The 19,825-nt window shown below is 48.9% G+C and carries 18 protein-coding genes; 8 read left to right on the forward strand and 10 right to left on the reverse strand.

The window, feature by feature from the left end:
* Positions 1–10 precede the first annotated feature (10 nt).
* Positions 11–859, reverse strand: a complete 849-nt coding sequence (locus MOF34_RS02635) for a DUF72 domain-containing protein (protein WP_268398395.1) — start codon at positions 857–859, stop codon at positions 11–13.
* A 37-nt stretch (positions 860–896) separates the two neighbouring features.
* On the reverse strand, positions 897–1,244 hold the full coding sequence (locus tag MOF34_RS02640) for a YunG family protein (RefSeq protein ID WP_268398361.1): 348 nt from the start codon (positions 1,242–1,244) through the stop codon (positions 897–899).
* A 109-nt stretch (positions 1,245–1,353) separates the two neighbouring features.
* Between MOF34_RS02640 and MOF34_RS02645 the strand changes: the two genes are divergently transcribed.
* Positions 1,354–1,974 (forward strand): glycosyltransferase, encoded by a 621-nt coding sequence (locus MOF34_RS02645; RefSeq protein ID WP_268398362.1) that lies wholly within the window; start codon positions 1,354–1,356, stop codon positions 1,972–1,974.
* Between the two features lie 25 nt (positions 1,975–1,999).
* Positions 2,000–2,596, forward strand: a complete 597-nt coding sequence (locus MOF34_RS02650) for a nucleotide disphospho-sugar-binding domain-containing protein (RefSeq protein ID WP_268398364.1) — start codon at positions 2,000–2,002, stop codon at positions 2,594–2,596.
* Between the two features lie 29 nt (positions 2,597–2,625).
* Here MOF34_RS02650 and MOF34_RS02655 read toward each other — a convergent pair whose 3' ends face one another.
* Entirely contained in the window at positions 2,626–3,951 is a 1,326-nt protein-coding gene (locus MOF34_RS02655; RefSeq protein WP_268398366.1) for an allantoinase, read from the reverse strand.
* Positions 3,952–4,124: 173 nt separating this feature from the next.
* Here MOF34_RS02655 and pucR point away from each other — a divergent pair, with 173 nt between their 5' ends.
* The 5 genes from pucR to uraH all read left to right on the forward strand — a co-directional run bounded on the left by pucR (position 4,125) and on the right by uraH (position 10,360).
* Positions 4,125–5,720, forward strand: a complete 1,596-nt coding sequence (gene pucR, locus MOF34_RS02660) for a purine catabolism transcriptional regulator PucR (protein WP_268398368.1) — start codon at positions 4,125–4,127, stop codon at positions 5,718–5,720.
* A gap of 146 nt (positions 5,721–5,866) precedes the next feature.
* Positions 5,867–7,216 carry a nucleobase:cation symporter-2 family protein gene (locus MOF34_RS02665; RefSeq protein WP_268398370.1) on the forward strand — a complete coding sequence of 450 codons (1,350 nt, stop codon included), beginning with the start codon at positions 5,867–5,869 and terminating at the stop codon, positions 7,214–7,216.
* Positions 7,217–7,221: 5 nt separating this feature from the next.
* On the forward strand, positions 7,222–8,505 hold the full coding sequence (locus MOF34_RS02670; RefSeq protein WP_268398372.1) for a nucleobase:cation symporter-2 family protein: 1,284 nt from the start codon (positions 7,222–7,224) through the stop codon (positions 8,503–8,505).
* A gap of 20 nt (positions 8,506–8,525) precedes the next feature.
* On the forward strand, positions 8,526–10,010 hold the full coding sequence (gene pucL / locus MOF34_RS02675) for a factor-independent urate hydroxylase (RefSeq protein ID WP_268398373.1): 1,485 nt from the start codon (positions 8,526–8,528) through the stop codon (positions 10,008–10,010).
* Positions 10,010–10,360, forward strand: a complete 351-nt coding sequence (uraH, locus tag MOF34_RS02680; RefSeq protein WP_019715621.1) for a hydroxyisourate hydrolase — start codon at positions 10,010–10,012, stop codon at positions 10,358–10,360. The genes pucL and uraH overlap by 1 nt, the downstream gene beginning before the upstream one ends.
* A gap of 405 nt (positions 10,361–10,765) precedes the next feature.
* Here the strand turns inward: uraH and pucE are convergent, their stop codons facing one another.
* The 7 genes from pucE to allC all read right to left on the reverse strand — a co-directional run bounded on the left by pucE (position 10,766) and on the right by allC (position 18,677).
* The gene (pucE, locus tag MOF34_RS02685) at positions 10,766–11,272 is read right to left on the reverse strand and encodes a xanthine dehydrogenase subunit E (RefSeq protein WP_268398376.1); all 507 of its coding nucleotides are present in this window, start codon (positions 11,270–11,272) and stop codon (positions 10,766–10,768) included.
* Positions 11,263–13,500 (reverse strand): xanthine dehydrogenase subunit D, encoded by a 2,238-nt coding sequence (gene pucD / locus MOF34_RS02690; protein ID WP_268398377.1) that lies wholly within the window; start codon positions 13,498–13,500, stop codon positions 11,263–11,265. The genes pucE and pucD overlap by 10 nt, the downstream gene beginning before the upstream one ends.
* Complete coding sequence (pucC, locus tag MOF34_RS02695) at positions 13,501–14,334, reverse strand: xanthine dehydrogenase subunit C (protein WP_268398379.1); 834 nt, start codon at positions 14,332–14,334, stop codon at positions 13,501–13,503. It lies immediately after the preceding gene.
* Complete coding sequence (pucB, locus tag MOF34_RS02700; RefSeq protein ID WP_268398380.1) at positions 14,331–14,948, reverse strand: xanthine dehydrogenase accessory protein PucB; 618 nt, start codon at positions 14,946–14,948, stop codon at positions 14,331–14,333. Before pucB ends, pucC begins: the two co-directional genes overlap by 4 nt.
* Positions 14,945–15,937, reverse strand: coding sequence for an XdhC family protein (locus MOF34_RS02705; protein ID WP_268398382.1), 993 nt, complete (start codon positions 15,935–15,937; stop codon positions 14,945–14,947). Before MOF34_RS02705 ends, pucB begins: the two co-directional genes overlap by 4 nt.
* A gap of 229 nt (positions 15,938–16,166) precedes the next feature.
* A complete protein-coding gene (gene pucG, locus MOF34_RS02710) occupies positions 16,167–17,417 on the reverse strand; it encodes a (S)-ureidoglycine--glyoxylate transaminase (protein ID WP_268398383.1) in 1,251 nt (416 codons plus the stop codon).
* Positions 17,418–17,438: 21 nt separating this feature from the next.
* Entirely contained in the window at positions 17,439–18,677 is a 1,239-nt protein-coding gene (gene allC / locus MOF34_RS02715; protein WP_268398385.1) for an allantoate deiminase, read from the reverse strand.
* Positions 18,678–18,906: 229 nt separating this feature from the next.
* Here allC and MOF34_RS02720 point away from each other — a divergent pair, with 229 nt between their 5' ends.
* Positions 18,907–19,776: an endonuclease gene (locus tag MOF34_RS02720; protein ID WP_268398387.1), complete on the forward strand. Its 870-nt coding sequence runs from the start codon at positions 18,907–18,909 to the stop codon at positions 19,774–19,776.
* Positions 19,777–19,825: the final 49 nt, after the last annotated feature.

Raw genomic sequence — 19,825 nt, forward strand, 5'->3', positions numbered from 1 at the left:
AACCTCTTTTCTAAAATAAATCGAGCTGTCTCGGCGCAAGTCCGCTGTACTCGATATCAAGCAGTTCAAGCATCTGCTTGCCATTATCCGCGGCGTCTCCGCCGGAATTATTGTTGAACAGGACAAAAACATCCTTACATTGCTGCTGCAATTCATTCAGGTGCTTTTTCCAATCTGCCAACTCCTGTTGATTGTAGCGGTATAAGTACCTGACCTCCCGCCAGTTTTTCCCGCCGTCAGGCTTCATCCAGCCCTGCTTGTTGCGTCCGTGAAACCTGACGAGCGTTTTGCTTTCATCGGTCGCGCGCAACACAGTCGGGACGCTGCCTTCTCCGATTTGCGGTTCATCACAGACACTGTGAATCCAGCCTTCCGCTTTCATAAATGAAAGCGTCTGCTCATAAAACGGCGGCGAGAACCAGGATCGGTTTCTGAATTCAAGCGCACAAGGAATATCTTCCATTTGGTGCTTGCACCACCTCAAATAGGCGACATTCTCCTTCTTGCAGTCAAACCACGGCGGAAATTGAAACAGCACCATGGCAAGCTTATTGCTATGTAAATATGGGGTTAAAGACAACTTAAACGCGTCAAACATCTCCTCTTTTGAGTCAAAGGGAATTTCGCCGCGCTGATGCCCTGTCATGCCCTGATACGCTTTCACGATAAATTGGAAGGTTTCCGGCGTCTCCTTCACCCATTTTTCATTATTTCGCGCCGGCTGAATTGCGTAAAAGCTCGCGTCTAATTCCACGATCGGAAAATGGGAGGAATAGGCCTGCAATTTTTTCTGGCCAGCCGTTTTCGGCGGATAGATGCTGTCATGATCCCCCCATCCCGTCAGTCCGATATAAATCACAATCATTCACCTCTCTCCCAGTTTATCATACGTGTTTTCAGGTTTCCTCGGAAATGCTGTTCATATGGCGGGAAAACGCTGAACGAAGATGCTGATATTGTTTCACATTCGTATCTAAAAACGCCTCTTCTCTTGAGGAAGGAATATGCTGATATTCAATAGGCGCCTGAAACTGTTCACTCGTAAAGTCATACACCACGCCATTGATGCTGTTATAAAAATGCCAGCTCTCACCAACTTTTGTTTTATAAATGGTGCCGCCGAATTGATCCTGTATCACTAAAGCCGTCACACCGCATTGGCCGCATGCTGGGCATTCTTCTGTCCATTTAGAGCTCGTATGGCGCGACCATGATTGCTTTAGTATGTATGTGACATGTTCCATTACCCCCGCCTCCTTTAAAAAAAGATACCACGTTGATTGCATTTTAAAAACTGATAGGTGCTTATGTATGATAAATTATTGGTAATGAATGACATTCTGGAGGCGAATCATGAAAATCAACCTGCTTACGATCGGGACGAGGGGCGATGTACAGCCTTTTATCGCATTAGGAAAAGAATTATCCGTTCGCGGACATCATGTGACGATTTGCACTGAAGGCTCGTTCAAAGATCTAGCCGAAAAAAACAGGCTTTCCTTTTCAGCCATCAGAACAGATTACACACATTTGACGCAATCAGAAGAAGGAGAAAACATGCTGAAAGGGAATCCGCTATCCATTGTCAGCCAGATGAAAACCGTCATTTATCCGATGATGGAACACATGTTAGATGATATATGGAGCGCCTCTATAGATGCCGATGCAATCATTTATCATCCAAAAGTATTTGGCGGATACGATCTTGCCGAAGCCCTGCACATTCCTGCCTTTGTCGCTCATCCGGTCCCTGTTATAGCTCCCACCCGCCATTTTACTAATCCTGTCTTGCCATTCGCCATGCGGAGTGGAACGCTTAACAAAGCCAGTTTTAAAATCAATCGGTTATTGACCGCGGCGTTTTTTTCACTGATTAATAAGTGGAGACATGAGACACTCGGCCTGCCCGATAAACGTTCTGTTTTTAAGGATGATTCTTCTGTATGGGTGCAGCCCTTCCATCATTCCCTTTGACCAACAATGGAAAGGCCGTGTTTCAATGAAAGGATTCTGGTTTTTATCCGAAGATGATTGGACCCCTCCACCTGAGCTGTCTCATTTTTTAGAAGCGGGGCCGCCTCCTTTTACCGTTAGCTTTAGCAGTATGCCATTACGAAACCCGGATCACATACTGAACATGCTTCAGCTAGCATTCAAAGAAACCGGACAGCGTGCCATTTTGCTGACGGGCTGGAGCGGAATCAAACAGACGATAGATTCACCTCATATTTTTACAGCCGGCTCCATACCTCACAGTTGGATTTTTCCTCAATCACTAGCTGTCATTCATCATGGAGGGGCTGGAACTACGGCCGCCGCAATGAAAGCCGGCAAACCTATGGTGATATGCCCGTTCTCTGGGGAGCAGTCTTTTTGGGCAGGAAAAATGAGAGATATTGGAGTGGCTGCTGCCCCTTTGAAAGAAAGAAATATGACTGTTGCAGCCTTCGTTTCCAGAATCAATGAACTGATATCAAACAGCGCATATTTTCAACGAGCATCTGAAGCCGCCTCTCTTATTGGTAAAGAAGATGGAGTAAGGCATACTGCGGATTTTATTGAAGAAAAACTAGCGGAGAAAAACCCGGCAAAATAAATTTGCCGGGTTTTTCACAATGGAACGACCTACGCTCCGTCAATTCCGCTGACTATCTCCCCTTCCCTGTACACAGACCGGCCTTTACTGTATGTTGCCGAAATGCGGCAGGGAAAAGTATGTCCTTCATAGATGCTCTGTTTATGCTTTGCAAACATCGTTTCTCTTGTGACAGTGTACGGCTCCATAGTGACAAGCACAAAATCCGCATCACACCCCGCTTCAAGCCGCCCTTTTTGCTGAAGGCCGAATCGTTTCGCAGGTGCCGACGCTGTCCATTCAGCGATGGTTTCAAATGGAATGTCCCGCTCAAGCGCCAGTTGAAGCATGGCCAATAAAGTAAACTGCCCGCCACTGATTCCGCCCCACGACAAGAACATATTATCCTCCCGCTTCAGAGAAGGATGGCAAGGAGAGTGGTCTGAGGAGACCATGTCAATATGACCCGCACTGAGCGCCTCGATCAGCGCCTCCTTTGATTGCTGAGAACGGAGCGGCGGCGCACATTTTGCGACAGAGCCCTTTTCCCGTAAATCGTCATGGCTGAACAAGACATAATGCGGGCATGTTTCGACCGATACATCAAGCCCTTCACGTTTCGCCTCTCTGATCAGCCGGACCGCTTTCGCCGTGCTGATATGGACAAAATGAACTGGACAGCCTGTCACCTTCGCATACTGAATCGTGCGATATACCGCTTCAGCTTCGGCTTCCTCCGGGCGGGAGGCTGCGTACGCATCCGCATCCACTTCTCCTTTATTGGCCAACACCATCTGCAAATAACTTGTGATTGCGTCGCTCTCCGCGTGAAGAGCAAGGATTTTTCCTGCAGCCGCGATTTCTGTCATGCCTTTGAGCAAGGTTCGTTCATCAACAGAGCGGAACTCGTCTGTGCCTGATTTTGATAAAAACGCTTTAAACCCGATCGCGCCCGCCTCAGCCATTGGGCGGATGTCATCAATATGACCGGGCACAAGCCCTCCCCATAGTGCAAAATCCACGGCTGATTTTTGTCTGCCGACTTCGGCTTTTGCGAGAAGATGTTCTGCCGTCACGGTTGATGGGATGCAATTGAGCGGCATATCAAAATAGGTGGTGCAGCCGCCTGCTGCCATCATTCTCGAACCTGTTTCAAACCCTTCCCAGTCCTCTCTGCCCGGTTCATTGAAATGAACATGGCAGTCTATCGCACCTGGAAATACATATTGGCCGTCTGCCTGGATCATTGTAGCACCGCTCGCTTCAATATCTGAACCAATCTTGGTAATAACACCATTTTGAACTGCAATATCAGCTTCTTTAACGCCATCTGGCGTAACTGCCTTCGCACCTTTTATCACCATATCGTAAGCCATATTGATCCCCCCATGTAAGGTTGACGATTTTTCATGTCAGTTTATGTAACACAATCTGTTCTATTTTAACAGTTTACTGCTACTATGATCGTATTACATTAGCAAAACCGCTAGAAATCCTATTGAAAATTATTCACCTTAACCAATGTTTTGATAGAAAAGGAGAATGCATTATGAATATTTTTGATGTGATGAAAATACCGGCCTATGAAAATGCCAATTTAATCGCCGGAAAAGCAGGAGGAGAAAGAGAAGTTCAGCATGTCAATATGATGGACGCTCCTGATATCGCAGACTTTCTGCATAAGAATGAATTGCTCGTCACCACCGCGTATCACCTGAAGGATCACCCGCACCAGTTATCTGAGCTGATTCGGCAAATGGCAAAACGCGGCTGTGCGGGCCTCGGCATTAAAACAAAGCGCTACTTGGAGGATATCCCGAAAGAAATTATCGAGCTGGCCGATTCATGCGCGTTTCCAATTATTGAGCTTCCAGAGCATATCCGCCTCGGCGATATTGTGAATGCAACACTCAGCCACATTCTCGATATGCGTTCTAACGAGCTGCAGCAAGCCATTTACGCGCACAAAAAATTCACAAACCACATTATGAGCGGCAAGGGGATGCAATCTCTCCTTAAAAAGGTGTCAGATCTCCTTCAGCTTCCCGTACTGCTGCTTGACCAACATGCCAAAATGCTGTCCGCATCCCATCAGATGTCATTTGAGACCGAAAAACTGAAAGGCACCCTGAGTACCGTATCCGGACCGTTTTTCACTTGTTTCTCTACGTTCTCGGATCGGAAAACGTATTCTGTCCTTCCTATTTATAATCACGAAAAAAACTGCGGCTACCTGCTCATACCGGACATGGTGCAGGCTAGCGATAAAGGGTTGATTCTCACCATTGAGCAAGCGGCCAACGTGATTTCCTTTGAACTGCTGAAGGAAAATGCGCTGAAGCAATTCGGCCGGCTGGCGCGCAATGAGTTTTTCAACAATTTTATTGAGCGCTCATTTACGTCAGACGACGAAATCAAAAACCGGGCAAAGGAATTTAAGCTGCGCTGGGATCAAAAATACATGTGCATTGCGGGAAAACTCGATCGAAATGACCAATCGATCAGCTTTACAGAAAATCAGCTCGCCTCTGACGGCGTATTCGAATTTCTTGAAGGTGAATTATCAACCTTCCCGTTTCCGCCTCACCTCTTTATTAAAGGAAATGTCGGCATTATTCTAATCGAGGCGACAGACAGCTGGAGTGAAATGCATGCCTCGGTGATCAGCTTTTTAGAGCAGTTTCAAACACAGGTCAGAGCCCAGTTTAAACGGACTGTGTCTTTTGGCATCAGCAATATATGCCAAAAGCTCATTGACGTTCCCGGCGCGTTCACTGAAGCTTCAGACGCTCTGCAATCAGGGCATTTGTCAAGAAGCACGGAGTTTATTCAGGTGTATCACGCAAAAGATGTGCCTGAGCTTCTCCGCCTTCTCCCGGTTGAGGATTTGAAGAAATTTTATAACTCCACGCTTCAAAGCCTCGCTGAAAAACAGCAGGAGGATCAAAGTCTGCTTCATACACTGTCCGTCTATTTAGAGACACACTGCCAAATTTCCGAGACGGCAAAGCGTCTGTACGTTCATCGCAATACGGTCATCTACCGCCTTGAGAAATGTGAAGAGCTGCTGGGCAAAAGCTTAAAAGATCCTGAGACGACAATGCGTTTGCGGCTTGCCTTACGGATGCAGCGGCTGATTAGCTAAATTTTGTCACATTATCTTACAAACTGAATTGTTTTTCATCACTTTCAGCAATAACACCTGTCTTTTTCGGCTACAGTATCTAATGACACTCAGCAAACGGGACGCTATCATGTTACTAAAGTTCACATTCAGAAGGAGGGACTCTGATGAAACAACATTCGTTCGCGGTGTTTACTCTTGGCCTTCAGCATGTGCTGGCCATGTATGCAGGTGCGATTTTGGTGCCCCTGCTTGTCGGCAGGGCGCTGAATGTAACATCTGAACAGCTGTCTTACCTGTTGGCGATTGACCTGTTAACATGCGGCGTCGCGACGCTTTTGCAAACCTTGCGCGGAGCATACATCGGCATCGGGCTACCCGTCATGCTCGGCAGTTCATTCGTAGCCGTCACCCCGATGGTTGCAATCGGCGCGAACTACGGCGTTCACGCCATTTACGGTTCAATCATCGCTACAGGGTTATTTATCTTTCTGTTTGCGCGTTTTTTCGGCAAGCTGACCAAGTTATTTCCTCCTGTCGTAACAGGTACCGTTGTAACCTTAATCGGCCTTTCACTTGTTCCGACAGGTGTGAAAAATATGGCTGGCGGCGAAAAAATAAACGGCAGCGCCAACCCCGAATACGGTTCGCTCGAAAACCTTCTTCTCTCTGTCGGTGTCCTTGTCCTGATTTTAATCCTCAACCGTTTTCTCAAAGGATTCGCCCGAACGCTGTCCGTTCTGATTGGAATCGCTGCCGGAACAGCGGCAGCAGCCATCATGGGTAAAGTCAGCTTTTCTGCAGTCGCTGAAGCCCCACTCTTTCAAATCCCGAAGCCGTTTTATTTCGGAGCCCCTTCATTTGAAATCGGCCCAATCTTAACGATGCTGATCGTCGGAATCGTCATTATTGTGGAATCAACCGGCGTCTTCTACGCTATCGGAAAGATATGTGACAAATCTTTAACCGAAAAAGACCTTGTCAAAGGCTACCGAGCGGAAGGAATCGCCATTCTTATCGGCGGACTGCTCAACGCCTTCCCCTATAACACCTTTGCGCAAAACGCCGGCTTATTGCAGCTGACAAAGGTAAAAACGAGAAATATCGTCGTTACCGCAGGCTGTATCCTTGTCTGTCTCGGACTGATTCCGAAGATTGCAGCCCTTGCTTCTGCCGTTCCTGCGGCTGTGCTTGGCGGCGCGACCGTCGTCATGTTCGGCATGGTGATTGCGTCAGGCGTCAAAATGCTCAGCACAGCGGATCTCAAAAATCAATATCACCTGCTGACCATCGCATGCTCAATCGCACTCGGCATCGGCGCCAGCACGGTGCCCGGTATTTTCGCTGAATTCCCCGCTCCAATCCGGATTCTGGTCAGTGACGGCACTATCACAGGAAGCCTGACCGCCATTTTTTTGAATGTATTTTTCAGCTTGCGCGGCAAAAAAGAAAAAACAGCACAGAAAACTGAACTTCCGGTATTAGACCATACACTCGCATTAGAAAAAGAGGTGTAAAAAAGATGAAGGAACAGCACAATGCCTTTCAACTGATCATGCTAGGACTTCAGCACATGCTTGCCATGTATGCGGGAGCGATTCTCGTTCCGCTGATTGTCGGAGCGGCGATTGGGCTGAATGCGGGGCAGCTGACGTACCTAATTGCGATTGATTTGTTCATGTGCGGGGCGGCGACTCTTTTGCAGCTCTATAAAAACCAGTATTTCGGAATCGGCCTCCCCGTTGTGCTCGGATGTACGTTTACCGCGGTCGGACCGATGATTTCCATCGGCAGCACATACGGTGTCTCAGCCATATATGGCGCCATTATCGCCGCAGGACTGATTGTCGTCTTAGCCGCGGGCTTCTTCGGAAAACTTGTCCGTTTTTTTCCGCCTGTCGTGACCGGTTCAGTTGTCATGATCATCGGCATCAGCTTGATTCCGACGGCAGTGAATAACCTGGCAGGCGGTGAAGGAAGCAAAGACTTCGGTTCACTTGACAACGTGCTCCTCGGCTTTGGCGTCACAGCTTTTATCTTATTGCTGTTTTTCTTCTTTAACGGCTTTATCCGCTCCATAGCGATTTTGCTCGGCCTTATCGCAGGAACAGCGGCCGCATTCTTTATGGGAAAAATCGATTTTTCTGACGTCGTGGAGGCGTCCTGGCTTCATGTTCCGTCTCTGTTTTATTTCGGCCCGCCAACTTTTGAGCTGCCAGCTGTTGTCACGATGCTTCTCGTTGCCATTGTCAGCCTGGTTGAATCAACAGGCGTTTACTTTGCTCTCGCCGATATCACAAACCGCAGGCTGTCGGAGAAGGATCTGGAAAAAGGCTACCGGGCGGAAGGGCTTGCGATTGTGCTTGGCGGCTTATTTAACGCGTTTCCCTATACAGCCTTCTCGCAAAATGTCGGTATCGTTCAGCTTTCAAAAATGAAAAGTGTCAACGTCATTGTCATCACAGGAATCATGCTGATGGGGATTGGACTGGTCCCAAAAGCCGCGGCATTGACAACAGTGATTCCACCCCCAGTTCTCGGCGGCGCGATGATTGTCATGTTCGGCATGGTCATTTCTTACGGGATCAAAATGCTTTCTATTGTCGATTTCGATACGCAAGGCAACCTTCTGATCATCGCCTCTTCCGTCAGCTTAGGGCTCGGCGCCACAACCGTTCCCGCGTTGTTTTCATCTCTTCCGGGCGCGGCCTCAGTTTTGGCTGGAAGCGGAATTGTAATCGGCAGTTTGTCGGCAATTGCACTGCACGCTTTTTTTCAAACCAATCAGCCAAATAGTGTGAAATAAAAACGTAAAGGAAGATGCCAATGTTCACAATGGATGACCTGAACCAAATGGACATACAAACACTGACAGACACGCTTGGATCTATTTTTGAACACTCTTCATGGATTGCGGAGAAAGCCGCGGCGTTGCGGCCATTCTCTTCCCTATCTGATCTTCACCACAAAATGACCGGCATTGTAAAAGCCGCAGACCGCCAGACACAGCTTGATTTAATCAACAAGCACCCCCGGCTCGGAACAAAGAAAACAATGAGTGTTACCTCGGTAAGAGAGCAGCAAAACGCGGGGCTCAGTAAACTTGAACAAGAGGAATACGAGGAGTTTCTCAAGCTGAATGAATGCTACTATGAACGCTTCGGCTTTCCTTTTATTTTAGCTGTAAAGGGAACAACGAAACAGGACATTCACCAAGCCCTGCTGGAAAGGCTTGAGAACGAACGAGAAACGGAGTTCCAGCAGGCCCTTAAAGAAATTTACCGCATCGCCCGCTTTCGGCTGGCGGACATCATAACTGAAAAAGGAGAGACGCAAATGAACAGAACTATGTCTTATGGCAAAGGAAATGTATTTGCATACCGAACGTTTTTAAAGCCGCTCACAGGTGTACGGAAAATTCCAGAGTCTTCTTTTACAGGGAGAGACAATACTGTCGTCGGAATTGATGTGACATGCGAAATTAGCGGAGATGCCTTTCTGCCATCATTTATAGACGGAGATAATACACTCGTCGTGGCTACAGACTCAATGAAAAACTTTATTCAGCGCCACCTCGCTTCCTATGAAGGAACGACAACCGAGGGATTCTTACACTATATGGCTCACCGATTTTTAGATACCTATTCTCATATGGACACGATCACTTTGACAGGCGAAGACATTCCGTTTGAGGCGATGCCTGCATACGAGGAGCAAGAACTCGGCACAAGCCGCCTCGTCTTTAGAAGATCACGCAATGAACGCGCTCGGTCTGTGCTGAAAGCAGAACGAACCGGGGATACTTTAACGATCACAGAGCAGTACAGCGAAATCATGGATCTTCAGCTCGTCAAGGTGAGCGGCAACTCCTTCGTCGGCTTTATTCGAGACGAATATACAACTCTCCCGGAAGACGGCAACCGTCCTCTATTTGTCTATTTAAACATCAGCTGGCAGTATGAAAATACAGATGACGCACGTTCCACGGATCCCGCCCGCTATGTTGCGGCTGAACAAGTTCGCGACCTGGCGAGCACCGTTTTTCACGAGCTCGAAACCCCTTCAATCCAAAATTTAATCTATCATATCGGCTGCAGAATACTAATGAGATTCCCGCAGCTCACGGATGTCAGCTTCCAATCCCAAAATCACACATGGGACACGGTCGTTGAAGAGATCCCAGGGTCGAAAGGAAAAGTCTACACCGAACCGCGCCCGCCATTCGGTTTCCAGCGCTTTACCGTGACAAAAGAAGACGCCGAGAAAGAAAAACAGAAAGCCGCTGAAGCATTAGGGAGCCTGAAGGCCTGATGGGAAAGCTGACAACCCATATCTTAGATTTAACCTGCGGCAAACCCGCGGCGAACGTAAAAATTGACTTGAAGCGGCTGGGCGAAGAGGTCATCCTTGTTAAAGAGGCCTTCACCAACGATGACGGCCGAGTCGATGCTCCGCTGCTGGCTGGTGAAGAGCTGGTGTCTGGAGAGTATGTGATAGACTTTCATGCAGGAGACTATTTTGCCAGTAAAAATGTGAATACGGCCGACCAGCCGTTTTTAACCATAGTTACCGTCCGTTTTCATCTAGCAGATTCAGATGCGAATTATCACATCCCGCTTTTGCTGTCGCCGTTTGGTTATCAGGTGTATCGAGGGAGTTAACATGTCAAGCCCGGCCTTCAAGGCCGGGCATTTTTATTCTTTTGAACTCATTTTAGCGATCAGCCGTATATAGTAACGAAACTCATAGAAAAAACACCTCCAAGTCTAATGTCGGATAACAATCATCCTTTTTCAAACTTGAAGGTGTTTTTTATTTGTCTCATCTTATAGGGTCAGTCCCGATGGGCTGAAGTTTTTTTATTATTTTATATCTGTTGTGTTATTTTTATTTGCGCGAGCAAAGCTCCAAGATAAGCCTCTTCTATCGGCCACACCCCAAAACGGTTATTCGTCATATGAATATTGTGGAAGGACAAATGAGAAGCTGCCGCCCTAATCTTTCAGACCCTCGAATTTGTGAAAAACCCTCTCTAGCATATTGTCCGGCTTTTATAAACTTGACTCTCATTTCCCGCAGCTCAACTCGTTTCTAATCCTGCAAGCAGACCGCATAATCCCGCCGTACCCGGTACACCGGCACAAATTCCCTGCCAGCCCTTCTTCTATATCTTCGTCAGTAGGTTGAGGGTTTTCCTGAAACAGTGCCTTTATTGCCATTATCATTCCAGAAGTGCAGTACCCGCATTGGAAGCCGCCTTCTTCCAGGAAAGCGGTTTGGCAGATATCCAGCTCTTCTTTTTGGATTCCCTCGATTGTTGTAATGGAATGGCCGTCCGCTTGGTATGCCATGGTCATACATGCATTGGCAAGCTTGCCGTCGAGCAGGACAGAACATGCTCCGCAGCGGCCGATCCCGCAGGACACCTTCGTTCCGGTCAGCTGACATTCCTTTCTAAGCAAATCACTCAGACGTGTCGTAGGAACGGCGGCAACCTCATACTCCTGCCCATTCACGGTCATCCGCAACTGTTTCTGTTTTACAGGAAACGGCCCGGCTTCTTTTACGTCCATTCCTTCATCCCCTTTCTGTCTATCGCGTCAAGCAGCTCTTCCCTTGAAATTGGCAGTTTGTTTATCCAGCAGCCGACCGCATCGTGCACAGCCTTTACAATCGCTGGGGTGATGGCGATTGTCCCAATTTCTCCGACACCGCGCGGGCCGTGCGAATCACCTTCCATCAGCTCTTCTATCGCGGTCAATTTCATTGCCGGAACATCTTTGAATCCCGGAATTAAATATTGATCCAAATTCTCCGCCGCATAACGGCCGTCCGTCATTTTGGCTTCCTCCATCAGCGTATACCCGAGCGCCATGGCGGCTCCACCTTCAATTTGACCTTGATAACCCTGCGGACTGACAACCGGACCCGCCGCAATGTCGTGCTCACAATCTATCACTTTGACATCGCCTGTTAATAGATCTACCTCCACCTCAACAGCGGCCGCTCCAAATGAGTAGAGAAAATGGCCGCCTACCACAGGATCAGGCGTTGTCGGAAAATCGAATGCTGTTTCCTCTGCCAAAGGACCTTTTTCAGCCAGCGCCTTATACGTCACTACGAGCTCTCTGGTGTTTTTGTCACACAAGCCTGCGCCGCCTAAAATAAGGCTTTCCGCCTCGCAGCCGTTCCACTCTGCCGCCCGTTTTTTCAGCTGAGACAGAAACGGCTTCTTCAAACGCTGGATCGCGTGCCACACCATGCTTGTGCCGCGGGATGCGGTGGAGGAGCCTGACTTCGGCACCTTTGCGGTATCCCCAATGACAATGGAAATATCTTCTGCAGCACAGCCCAGCCCCTCGGTAACAATATGTTCAATTGCGGCTAGAATCCCCTGTCCGCACTCTTCAAATCCGAACGAAGCTATGATTTTGCCGTCACTTGAAAGGGACAAACGGCCTCCTGCTGAATCCATTCGGCCATAGCCCAGCCCGCCGCCGTGCATCGTAATTGCCGCTCCCTTGCCTCTCCGTATATACCCTGAGTTTTGGTGTTTTCTTGTGAGTATGGAAGATTCAGAAATGGCATTCAACACCTGCGCAGCTCCGTCAGTCGGTGCAATCCGGTGCTCAAGCGGCCCCAAGTCATGCGGTTTTCTGATATTTTTTCTTCTCAGCTCCAGGGAATCGATGCCGAGCATGCCGCTGAGACGATCAAGATGGGATTCGAGGGCAAATGTGATTTGATTGCCGCCAAAGCCCCGAAATTCACCCGCCACCCCGTTGTTCGTGAACACAGATATCCCTTCAGTCCGGATATTAGGAATACGGTAAGGCCCCGCGGCGTGCTCAACAGAAAAGTCAAGAACTGCCGGTCCGAGCGTAGCGTAAGCACCTGTGTCCGCCACAATTTTCACATCATGGGCCAAAAGCTTTCCCGCATGATCCGCGCCCGTTTTTATCGTAATCTTCATCGGATGGCGTTTAATGCCAGAACGTACAGATTCCTTTCTGGTCTGATGGATTTTGACAGGAAGTCCGCTTTTCAAGGCCAAAAGCGCAGCATACGGCTGGATATTCAGCTCATCCTTCCCGCCGAACGACCCGCCCATCGGACTCGACACAACCCTGATTTTTTCTTCAGAAATGTCAAAAATACGGGCAAGTTGGAAACGGTCTTTATAGCCATGCTGCGTACCTGCATACATCGTAAAGCCCCCATTGTCTTCAGGAACGGCTACGCCGCCTTCCGTTTCCATATACGTATGCATCTGCCGCGGCAGCTCATAGTTTTCTTCAAGAACCGTGTCAGATGCTTGAAATCCTTTTTCAACATCGCCGTGTGAAAAAAATGCGCGGTGCAGGATATTTCCGCCCTTGTGCAGTTTTTGCGCGTCCGGACGAAGCGCTTTTTCTGGTGAATCAATGATCTCCAGTTCTTTATACTCAATATGAATCAGCTCCAGCGCCGCTTCCGCGATTTCCTCCGTTTCCGCAGCAACTGCGGCGATCGCATCTCCGACATACCGCACCCTGTCCGTACATAAAACCGGCTGATCAGGGATGACAATGCCAAATCGGTTTACACCGGGAACGTCTTTATGAGTGACAACTGCCCGCACACCTTCCATTTCTTCAGCTTCCTTGGTGCAAATCGACACAATCTCCGCATGAGGATAAGCGCTTCTCAGCACTTTGCCATACAGCATTCCTGGAAAGCCAAGATCGGTCATATATCTTAATTTCCCTGTGACCTTTCCTCTTCCATCCGGCCTGATTCTTGACGGTTTGTTGATCATCATTTACTCCCCTCTCTCCGCCATCAGCTCTGCCATGATGACGTTGGCAGCGGCTTTTTTTCTGTATGCCGCTGACATAAAAGCATCTGCGGAGAACGGCAGCTCGTGGATAAGCGTTTTGTACAGCTCATGCGGGTCCCACCCTGGTGCTTCCCGTTTCGCTTCGCTGTCCAATAATCTCTCAGGTGTGATATCGGCATGGCCAGCGGCGAGACGAATTGCGCCGCACTTCAAAAAACGTCCAGATACAACAGCAACCGCTCCTGTAAAAGCCTGGCGCCTCCCAAGCTTGCGGTAAAACACACGCTCTCCCTCCGTACGCGGGATGATGACACGCGTGACGATAGCAGTTCTAAGGTCTTCATCTATGAGCCAATCGCCAATCGGCAACCTGATCAGTTCCTTTTGATACACGATAAGCTCAGCATCAAGCACAAGCAGGAGGGGAATCAAATCACCGATTTTACTCGCAATGTTGCCGCCAATCGTGGCCCTGCTTCGGATTCCTGGTGCGGCGACAGCGGAAGCAGCGTCGCTGAAACAACCGAGCGCACTCTTGATCAGAGGATTCTTTCTGCATTCACTCAGCGTTGTTAGCGCCCCGATCGACAAGTGGGTGTCACTGGCGCTGATTCCTCTCATTTCGTTGATTCCTTCAAGACTGACGAGATGCTGTTTCGGAAGAATCCCTTTGTCCCACTGAAGCTGAAGCAGCGTGCTGCCCGATGCGATACATACATCCGGGGCAAGCTGCTCCAAAAGTGAATAGGCTTCACCCAGCACTGACGGCCTCCATAATTGAATATTCATCCTTGCTTTTGTCACTTGTCCGTTCAAATCATCAACCTCCTCACCATCTCGTATTCCTCCGGTGTATCAATGTCTTTCAACTCCGAGCTTGTCATTGCCTCCAAAACGGCTCCTGTTCCAAGCTGTCCGCTTTTCAGGAGCCTGCGAGCCCCCTCATCTCCCTTTAACTCCTTTAGATAAGGAAAACAAGCCGATGAGAAATAGATTGGCGGGGCGAACGCGCCTAAAGACGAAGACACGGCAAATGACTCAGGAGCCATTGCCACAAGGGCATTGAGATGTTTGACGGAAAGCTGCGGCTGGTCGGCTAATAATATGACAACGCCTGCGGCTCCCATGCTTTCTGCTTTTCTCACCCCGCTGCTGATTGAATGCCCTTGCCCTTTTTCAGCTTCTTGACAAACATGCAGGCTCCAGCGTTCTCGAAAAGGCGGCGTATGATAAGGCGCTCCCATCCACTCAAGGGAAGCACGTTCAGTCCTCTCGATGATCAGCACGTGATCAAGGCGGGACAAAAGAGCGTTTTTCAAAGAAAGCGAGCCGATGGTTTCTCCCTTTAACGGCAAAGCTAGCTTGTTTTGGCCCATCCTTTTGCTTTTGCCGGCAGCGAGAAACACTCCGATAATATAGGGTCCTCTCATACAACCGCCAGCCGTTTTCTTGTTTGAATGATTTCCGCGACAACGCTGACGGCAATTTCTTCGGGGCCTTCCGCACCGATTTTCAGCCCGACCGGACTGTAAAAGTGAGCCGGCGGCTGTTTTCCGTTCAGCAGCCGCTTCGTACGGTTTACCGAGCCCAACAGTCCGATATAATGAAGATGTTGAGAAAATAAGAAGTCGATGATCGCTTGGTCGTGCTGAAAATGGTGGGTTGCCACAACAGCTGCATCATGCGGGTAAAACTGAAATTCACTGAGCATTTGTTCCGGTAAAGCGGTGATCAGCCGATCCGCTTTTGGGAATTGAGAGGGTGTGCAATATGCAGGACGCCAATCTGACACGATAACAGAAAACCCTGTATCAGCCGCCAAATTGGCAAGCGGCACAACATCCGGCCCCGCTCCAAACAGAATGAGACGCGGCTTCGGTTCAATTCGCTGAATAAATATGTTGGTTGATGGGTTAAAATGCGGTAAATGAAGCGTTGAAACGGTACGTTGTATGTCTTGCAGAGGCGCGTCCGGCCAGTTCCCAAATTGCTCGTTCTCCGACAGAAATACATAACGGGAGGAGCCAAGCTGCGTAACGGCTGTCACAGCTTTGCCAGAATGAAGGCAGTCCCTCACTCTTTCATAGTGCCTTCTTTTTTCCTGAGTGATTCGCTCCGCATGAATATGAATAATGCCGTTGCATCCGGCTCCCATGCCCCAAGAAAGATCGTCCTCCGCCCGCATGTCATATGGAATCAGCGCTGATGTCAGCTGATCGCCCAGTTCACTAATTCTATGGAGCAAATCTTCTTCCACACACCCGCCGCTCAGCAATCCGACCCGTTCGCCATTTTTCTTATAGAGCATAGAAGCGCCTGCTTTTTGATACGCAGAGCCTTCAACTTGAACAATTGTCGCCAGCACAGCCTCATCCTGATCTTCCAAGAGCGCATCTAACACCATGTGCAAATTTCCCAATGCTGCATCCTCCTCTCAAAAATCGCTGTAAGAAACAACAAGTTCAGCATGGTTTTATAGGTAACTTGTATAAAGAATAGATGATGGAAGGAAAAATGACTCATGCTTCGTCAGAAAATGCAACACAGGGAAAGAGAATTTGTAAAAAGAGTCAAACGAAGAAAAACAGATTGGAGAAAAGGCGAAATCGCATCACTAAAAAAGCTTGCGGCGTTCCGCAAGCTTTTCTTTATACCGCTGCCTGGCGGCCAGCGTTTTCATACACATCAAGCGCTGCTTGGAGGGCTTTACCTGTTTCGATCCCTGCGCTATGTCTCAGCAGCACAGCCTCTAGCCCGGCAAGCACGAACAGCACGTTTTCTTTTCTGCAGCTGTAGCCCATCGTGCCAATTCTCCAGATCTTTCCCGCCAGCGGGCCGAATGAGCTGGCGATTTCGATGCCGAATTGCGCCAACAGCATGTGGCGAACAGACTCGCCGTCAATGCCGCCGGGGATTTCTACACAAGTGACAACAGGCATTTTGCAGCTGTCATCTCCAAACAGCTTCAGCCCCATTGCCCTAATCCCTGCTGCTAATGCGGCCTCATGGAGGTGATGCCGCTCAAAACGGGCTTCAAGACCTTCTTCAAGCACCAGCCTTACACCCTCACGCAAGGCGTAAAGCATCGTCGTCGCTTCTGTATGATGATTGAGCCGTCTTTCGCTCCAATAATCCTCAAGCTGGCTCAAATCAAAATAATTGCTTGTTATCGGCCGGTTTCCTGAAAACGTTGCCCTGTCAGCTTGTGTCGCAATCCCGCGTTCCACATTTTTACGCGCCGCAATCACATCCGCCACCCGCTCATTATATGTAATCGGCGCCATTCCCGATGGAACAGACAAGCACTTTTGTGTGCCGCCGATAGCCGCGTCAATCTTCCAATCATCGACTTTAACCTCGCAGCCACCAATCGTCGCAACTGCATCGACGATGAACAATACATTCTGGGCGCGGCAGGCTTCGCCGATTGCTTTCAGCGGGTGAATCCGCCCTGTCGATGTTTCCCCATGTACCATTGCCACAATTTTCGGCTTCACTTTTTTCATTTCCCGTATGATGTCATCCGGGTCAAAAACCATTCCCCATTCACACTCAAGCGTATGAACATTCGCCCCATAACGCTCCGCAATTTCAGTCAGCAAATAACCGAAGCGCCCATAAATGGGAATGAGCACATCATCTTCCGGCTCGATCACACTCGCCAGCACCGCTTCGATTCCCGCTCGTGAAGTACCGTCAATCGGATATGCCCAGCGGTTTTTCGTTTGGAACAGCTCCCGAAGCATCTCCATCGTTTCATTCATGATACCTGTAAACGCTGGATCAAATTGGCCGACAATCGGGGTACTCATCACTCTTAATACACGCGGATCAACCTCAACAGGGCCCGGCGTCATAATCGTTCTTAACGGGGTACATAATTCTTTTCTGCCTGACACAGCCATTCCTCCTTTACTTTATCAGTAAGCTAATTTATATAATAAATCAGTCAATGCGCGGACACCGATCTCAAGCTGTCTGGCTGAGGTATATTCCTTCGGAGAGTGGCTGATGCCGCTGCGGCTTGGCACAAACAGCATACAAGCCGGATAGCGCCTTCCGATCATTTGTGCATCATGCCCTGCTCCGCTCACCATTTCTTCACAGCTGATCCCGTTTTCTGCCGCTGTTTCAAAAGCCGCGGCCCTCAGCCTTTCATCCATCGGCACAGGCTCTATCCGCATATATTCATCAATCATGGCGCGAATTCCTTTTTGATGGCAAATGCCGTTGATCAAAGCAGCCATATCTTCATGAAATTGCTCCAGCACGTGCTGATGCTGATGGCGAATATCGATTGAAAACTGCACGCGGCCCGGTATGACATTGGCTACATTGGGCTCTGCCGTTATTTTTCCGCATGTCAGACGGAGCTCATCCGGCTGCTCTTCCGCCCGCAGCAGCAGCTCGTGAATAATATGGCTACTTGCTGCAAGCGGGTCCTTGCGCCATTTCATAGAGGTGGTTGCCGCGTGATTGCATTCCCCCTCCAACGTGACGAGATATCGCCTCTGCCCCGCAATACTAGTGACAATGCCGAGGTCGCGTCCTGACATTTCCAATGTCTGTCCCTGTTCAATATGAAGCTCAACAAAAGTGCTGATATCTGTCCTATACGCTGACTGAAACACGCCTTTGCCAAAACCGTTCTCATACATCGCAGTTTGCAGGGAGACTCCTGATTCGTCTCTCGGTTCTCCCGCATCCTGTACTGAAAAAACGCCCGTCATATTCCCCGATCCCCAATAGGTCATCGGAAAGCGGCTACCCTCCTCCTCACATAAGGAGACTGCTTCGAGTGTTTTTTTCGGCGGTCCGTACGTTTCTTTGAGCCGCTTTATCGCGAGCATTGCCGCAAGAACGCCATAGGCGCCGTCATACTTTCCCCCATTGATGACAGTATCGATATGTGAACCGGTTACAATCACTTCATCCGGAGACTGGGTGCCCGAAAGCCTTCCAAAAACATTGCCAACATCGTCGAATCTTGTTTCAAGGCCGAATGAAGACATTTCCGTCTTGACTGCGAGCTGCGCGTCCATCCACTCTTTTGTGTACAAAAGCCTCGTTACGCCGCCATCCGCAGATGCGCCGTATTGGGCGAGCCATTCAATATAATCTGTGATGCTGTTTTTGACTGAAAGCTTTTGCTTTTCCATGTACTCCCCCCTCTGGCCGTTATGGTGCCTTCATTATAGAAGGAGGAACTCGATAGTTCATTGACAGAATAACCAAAAAAACGTTTATTTTTTAGTCACAGTATCTATCCGGCACAATAGCGACCAAGGGGCTAGTTTACAATTTTAATAAAAAATATACAAAATGACACTTCTATCCTCGGTTCCATTTTTAGATAATAGACATGATCTGATAAAAGGAGGGCAAGTGATGACAAAAATAACAAGGTTTCTGCCGCTCGTCTGTGTATTACTGATTTCCGGATGGTTTGCAGCTGCCGCATCAGCAATCCCGCAAACCAACGCATTGAGCCTGAATGACCGATTAGCGTCTCCCCCTTCAGGAACCGTGGGCCTTCTCTCATTAGCCGCTCCCGCCGCACCCTACACTGACACAGATACCTATTATGAAGGGGCTGAAGGAAAAACAGGAGAATCGCTAAAAAGCGCCCTGCACAGCATCATCAGCGGACACACGATGCTGTCCTACAGCGAAGTATGGAACGCGCTGAAAGAAACCGATGAAGACCCGAGAAACCCGAATAACGTCATCCTGCTCTATACGAATGAATCGCGGTCGAAAAACCTGAACGGCGGCAATGTCGGCGATTGGAACCGCGAGCATGTCTGGGCGAAATCTCATGGCGATTTTGGCACAAGCAAGGGACCTGGCACCGACATTCATCATTTGCGCCCAGCTGACGTTCAAGTCAACAGCGCCAGAGGGAATTTGGATTTTGACAACGGCGGCACAGAACATGCGAAAGCGCCCGGAAATTATTATGACGGAGATTCATGGGAGCCCCGCGATGATGTGAAAGGCGATGTCGCCCGCATGCTGTTTTACATGGCCGTCCGTTACGAAGGTGATGACGGGTACCCTGATCTTGAATTGAATGATAAAACAGGCAACGGTTCAGCCCCTTATCATGGAAAACAATCCGTCCTCCTCGAATGGAATAGACAGGACCCGGTTGATGACCGTGAGAGAAAAAGAAATGAAATCATTTATGAGAAATATCAGCACAACCGCAATCCATTTATCGACCACCCTGAATGGGCGGATGAGATTTGGCCGTAAGAAAAAGGTGCTCCTAAAAAGGAGCACCTTCAGCTTGTAGAGAAAACGA

It is taken from the genome of Bacillus sp. T17B1 (assembly GCF_026796395.1).
Taxonomy (GTDB): domain Bacteria; phylum Bacillota; class Bacilli; order Bacillales; family Bacillaceae; genus Bacillus; species Bacillus spizizenii_A.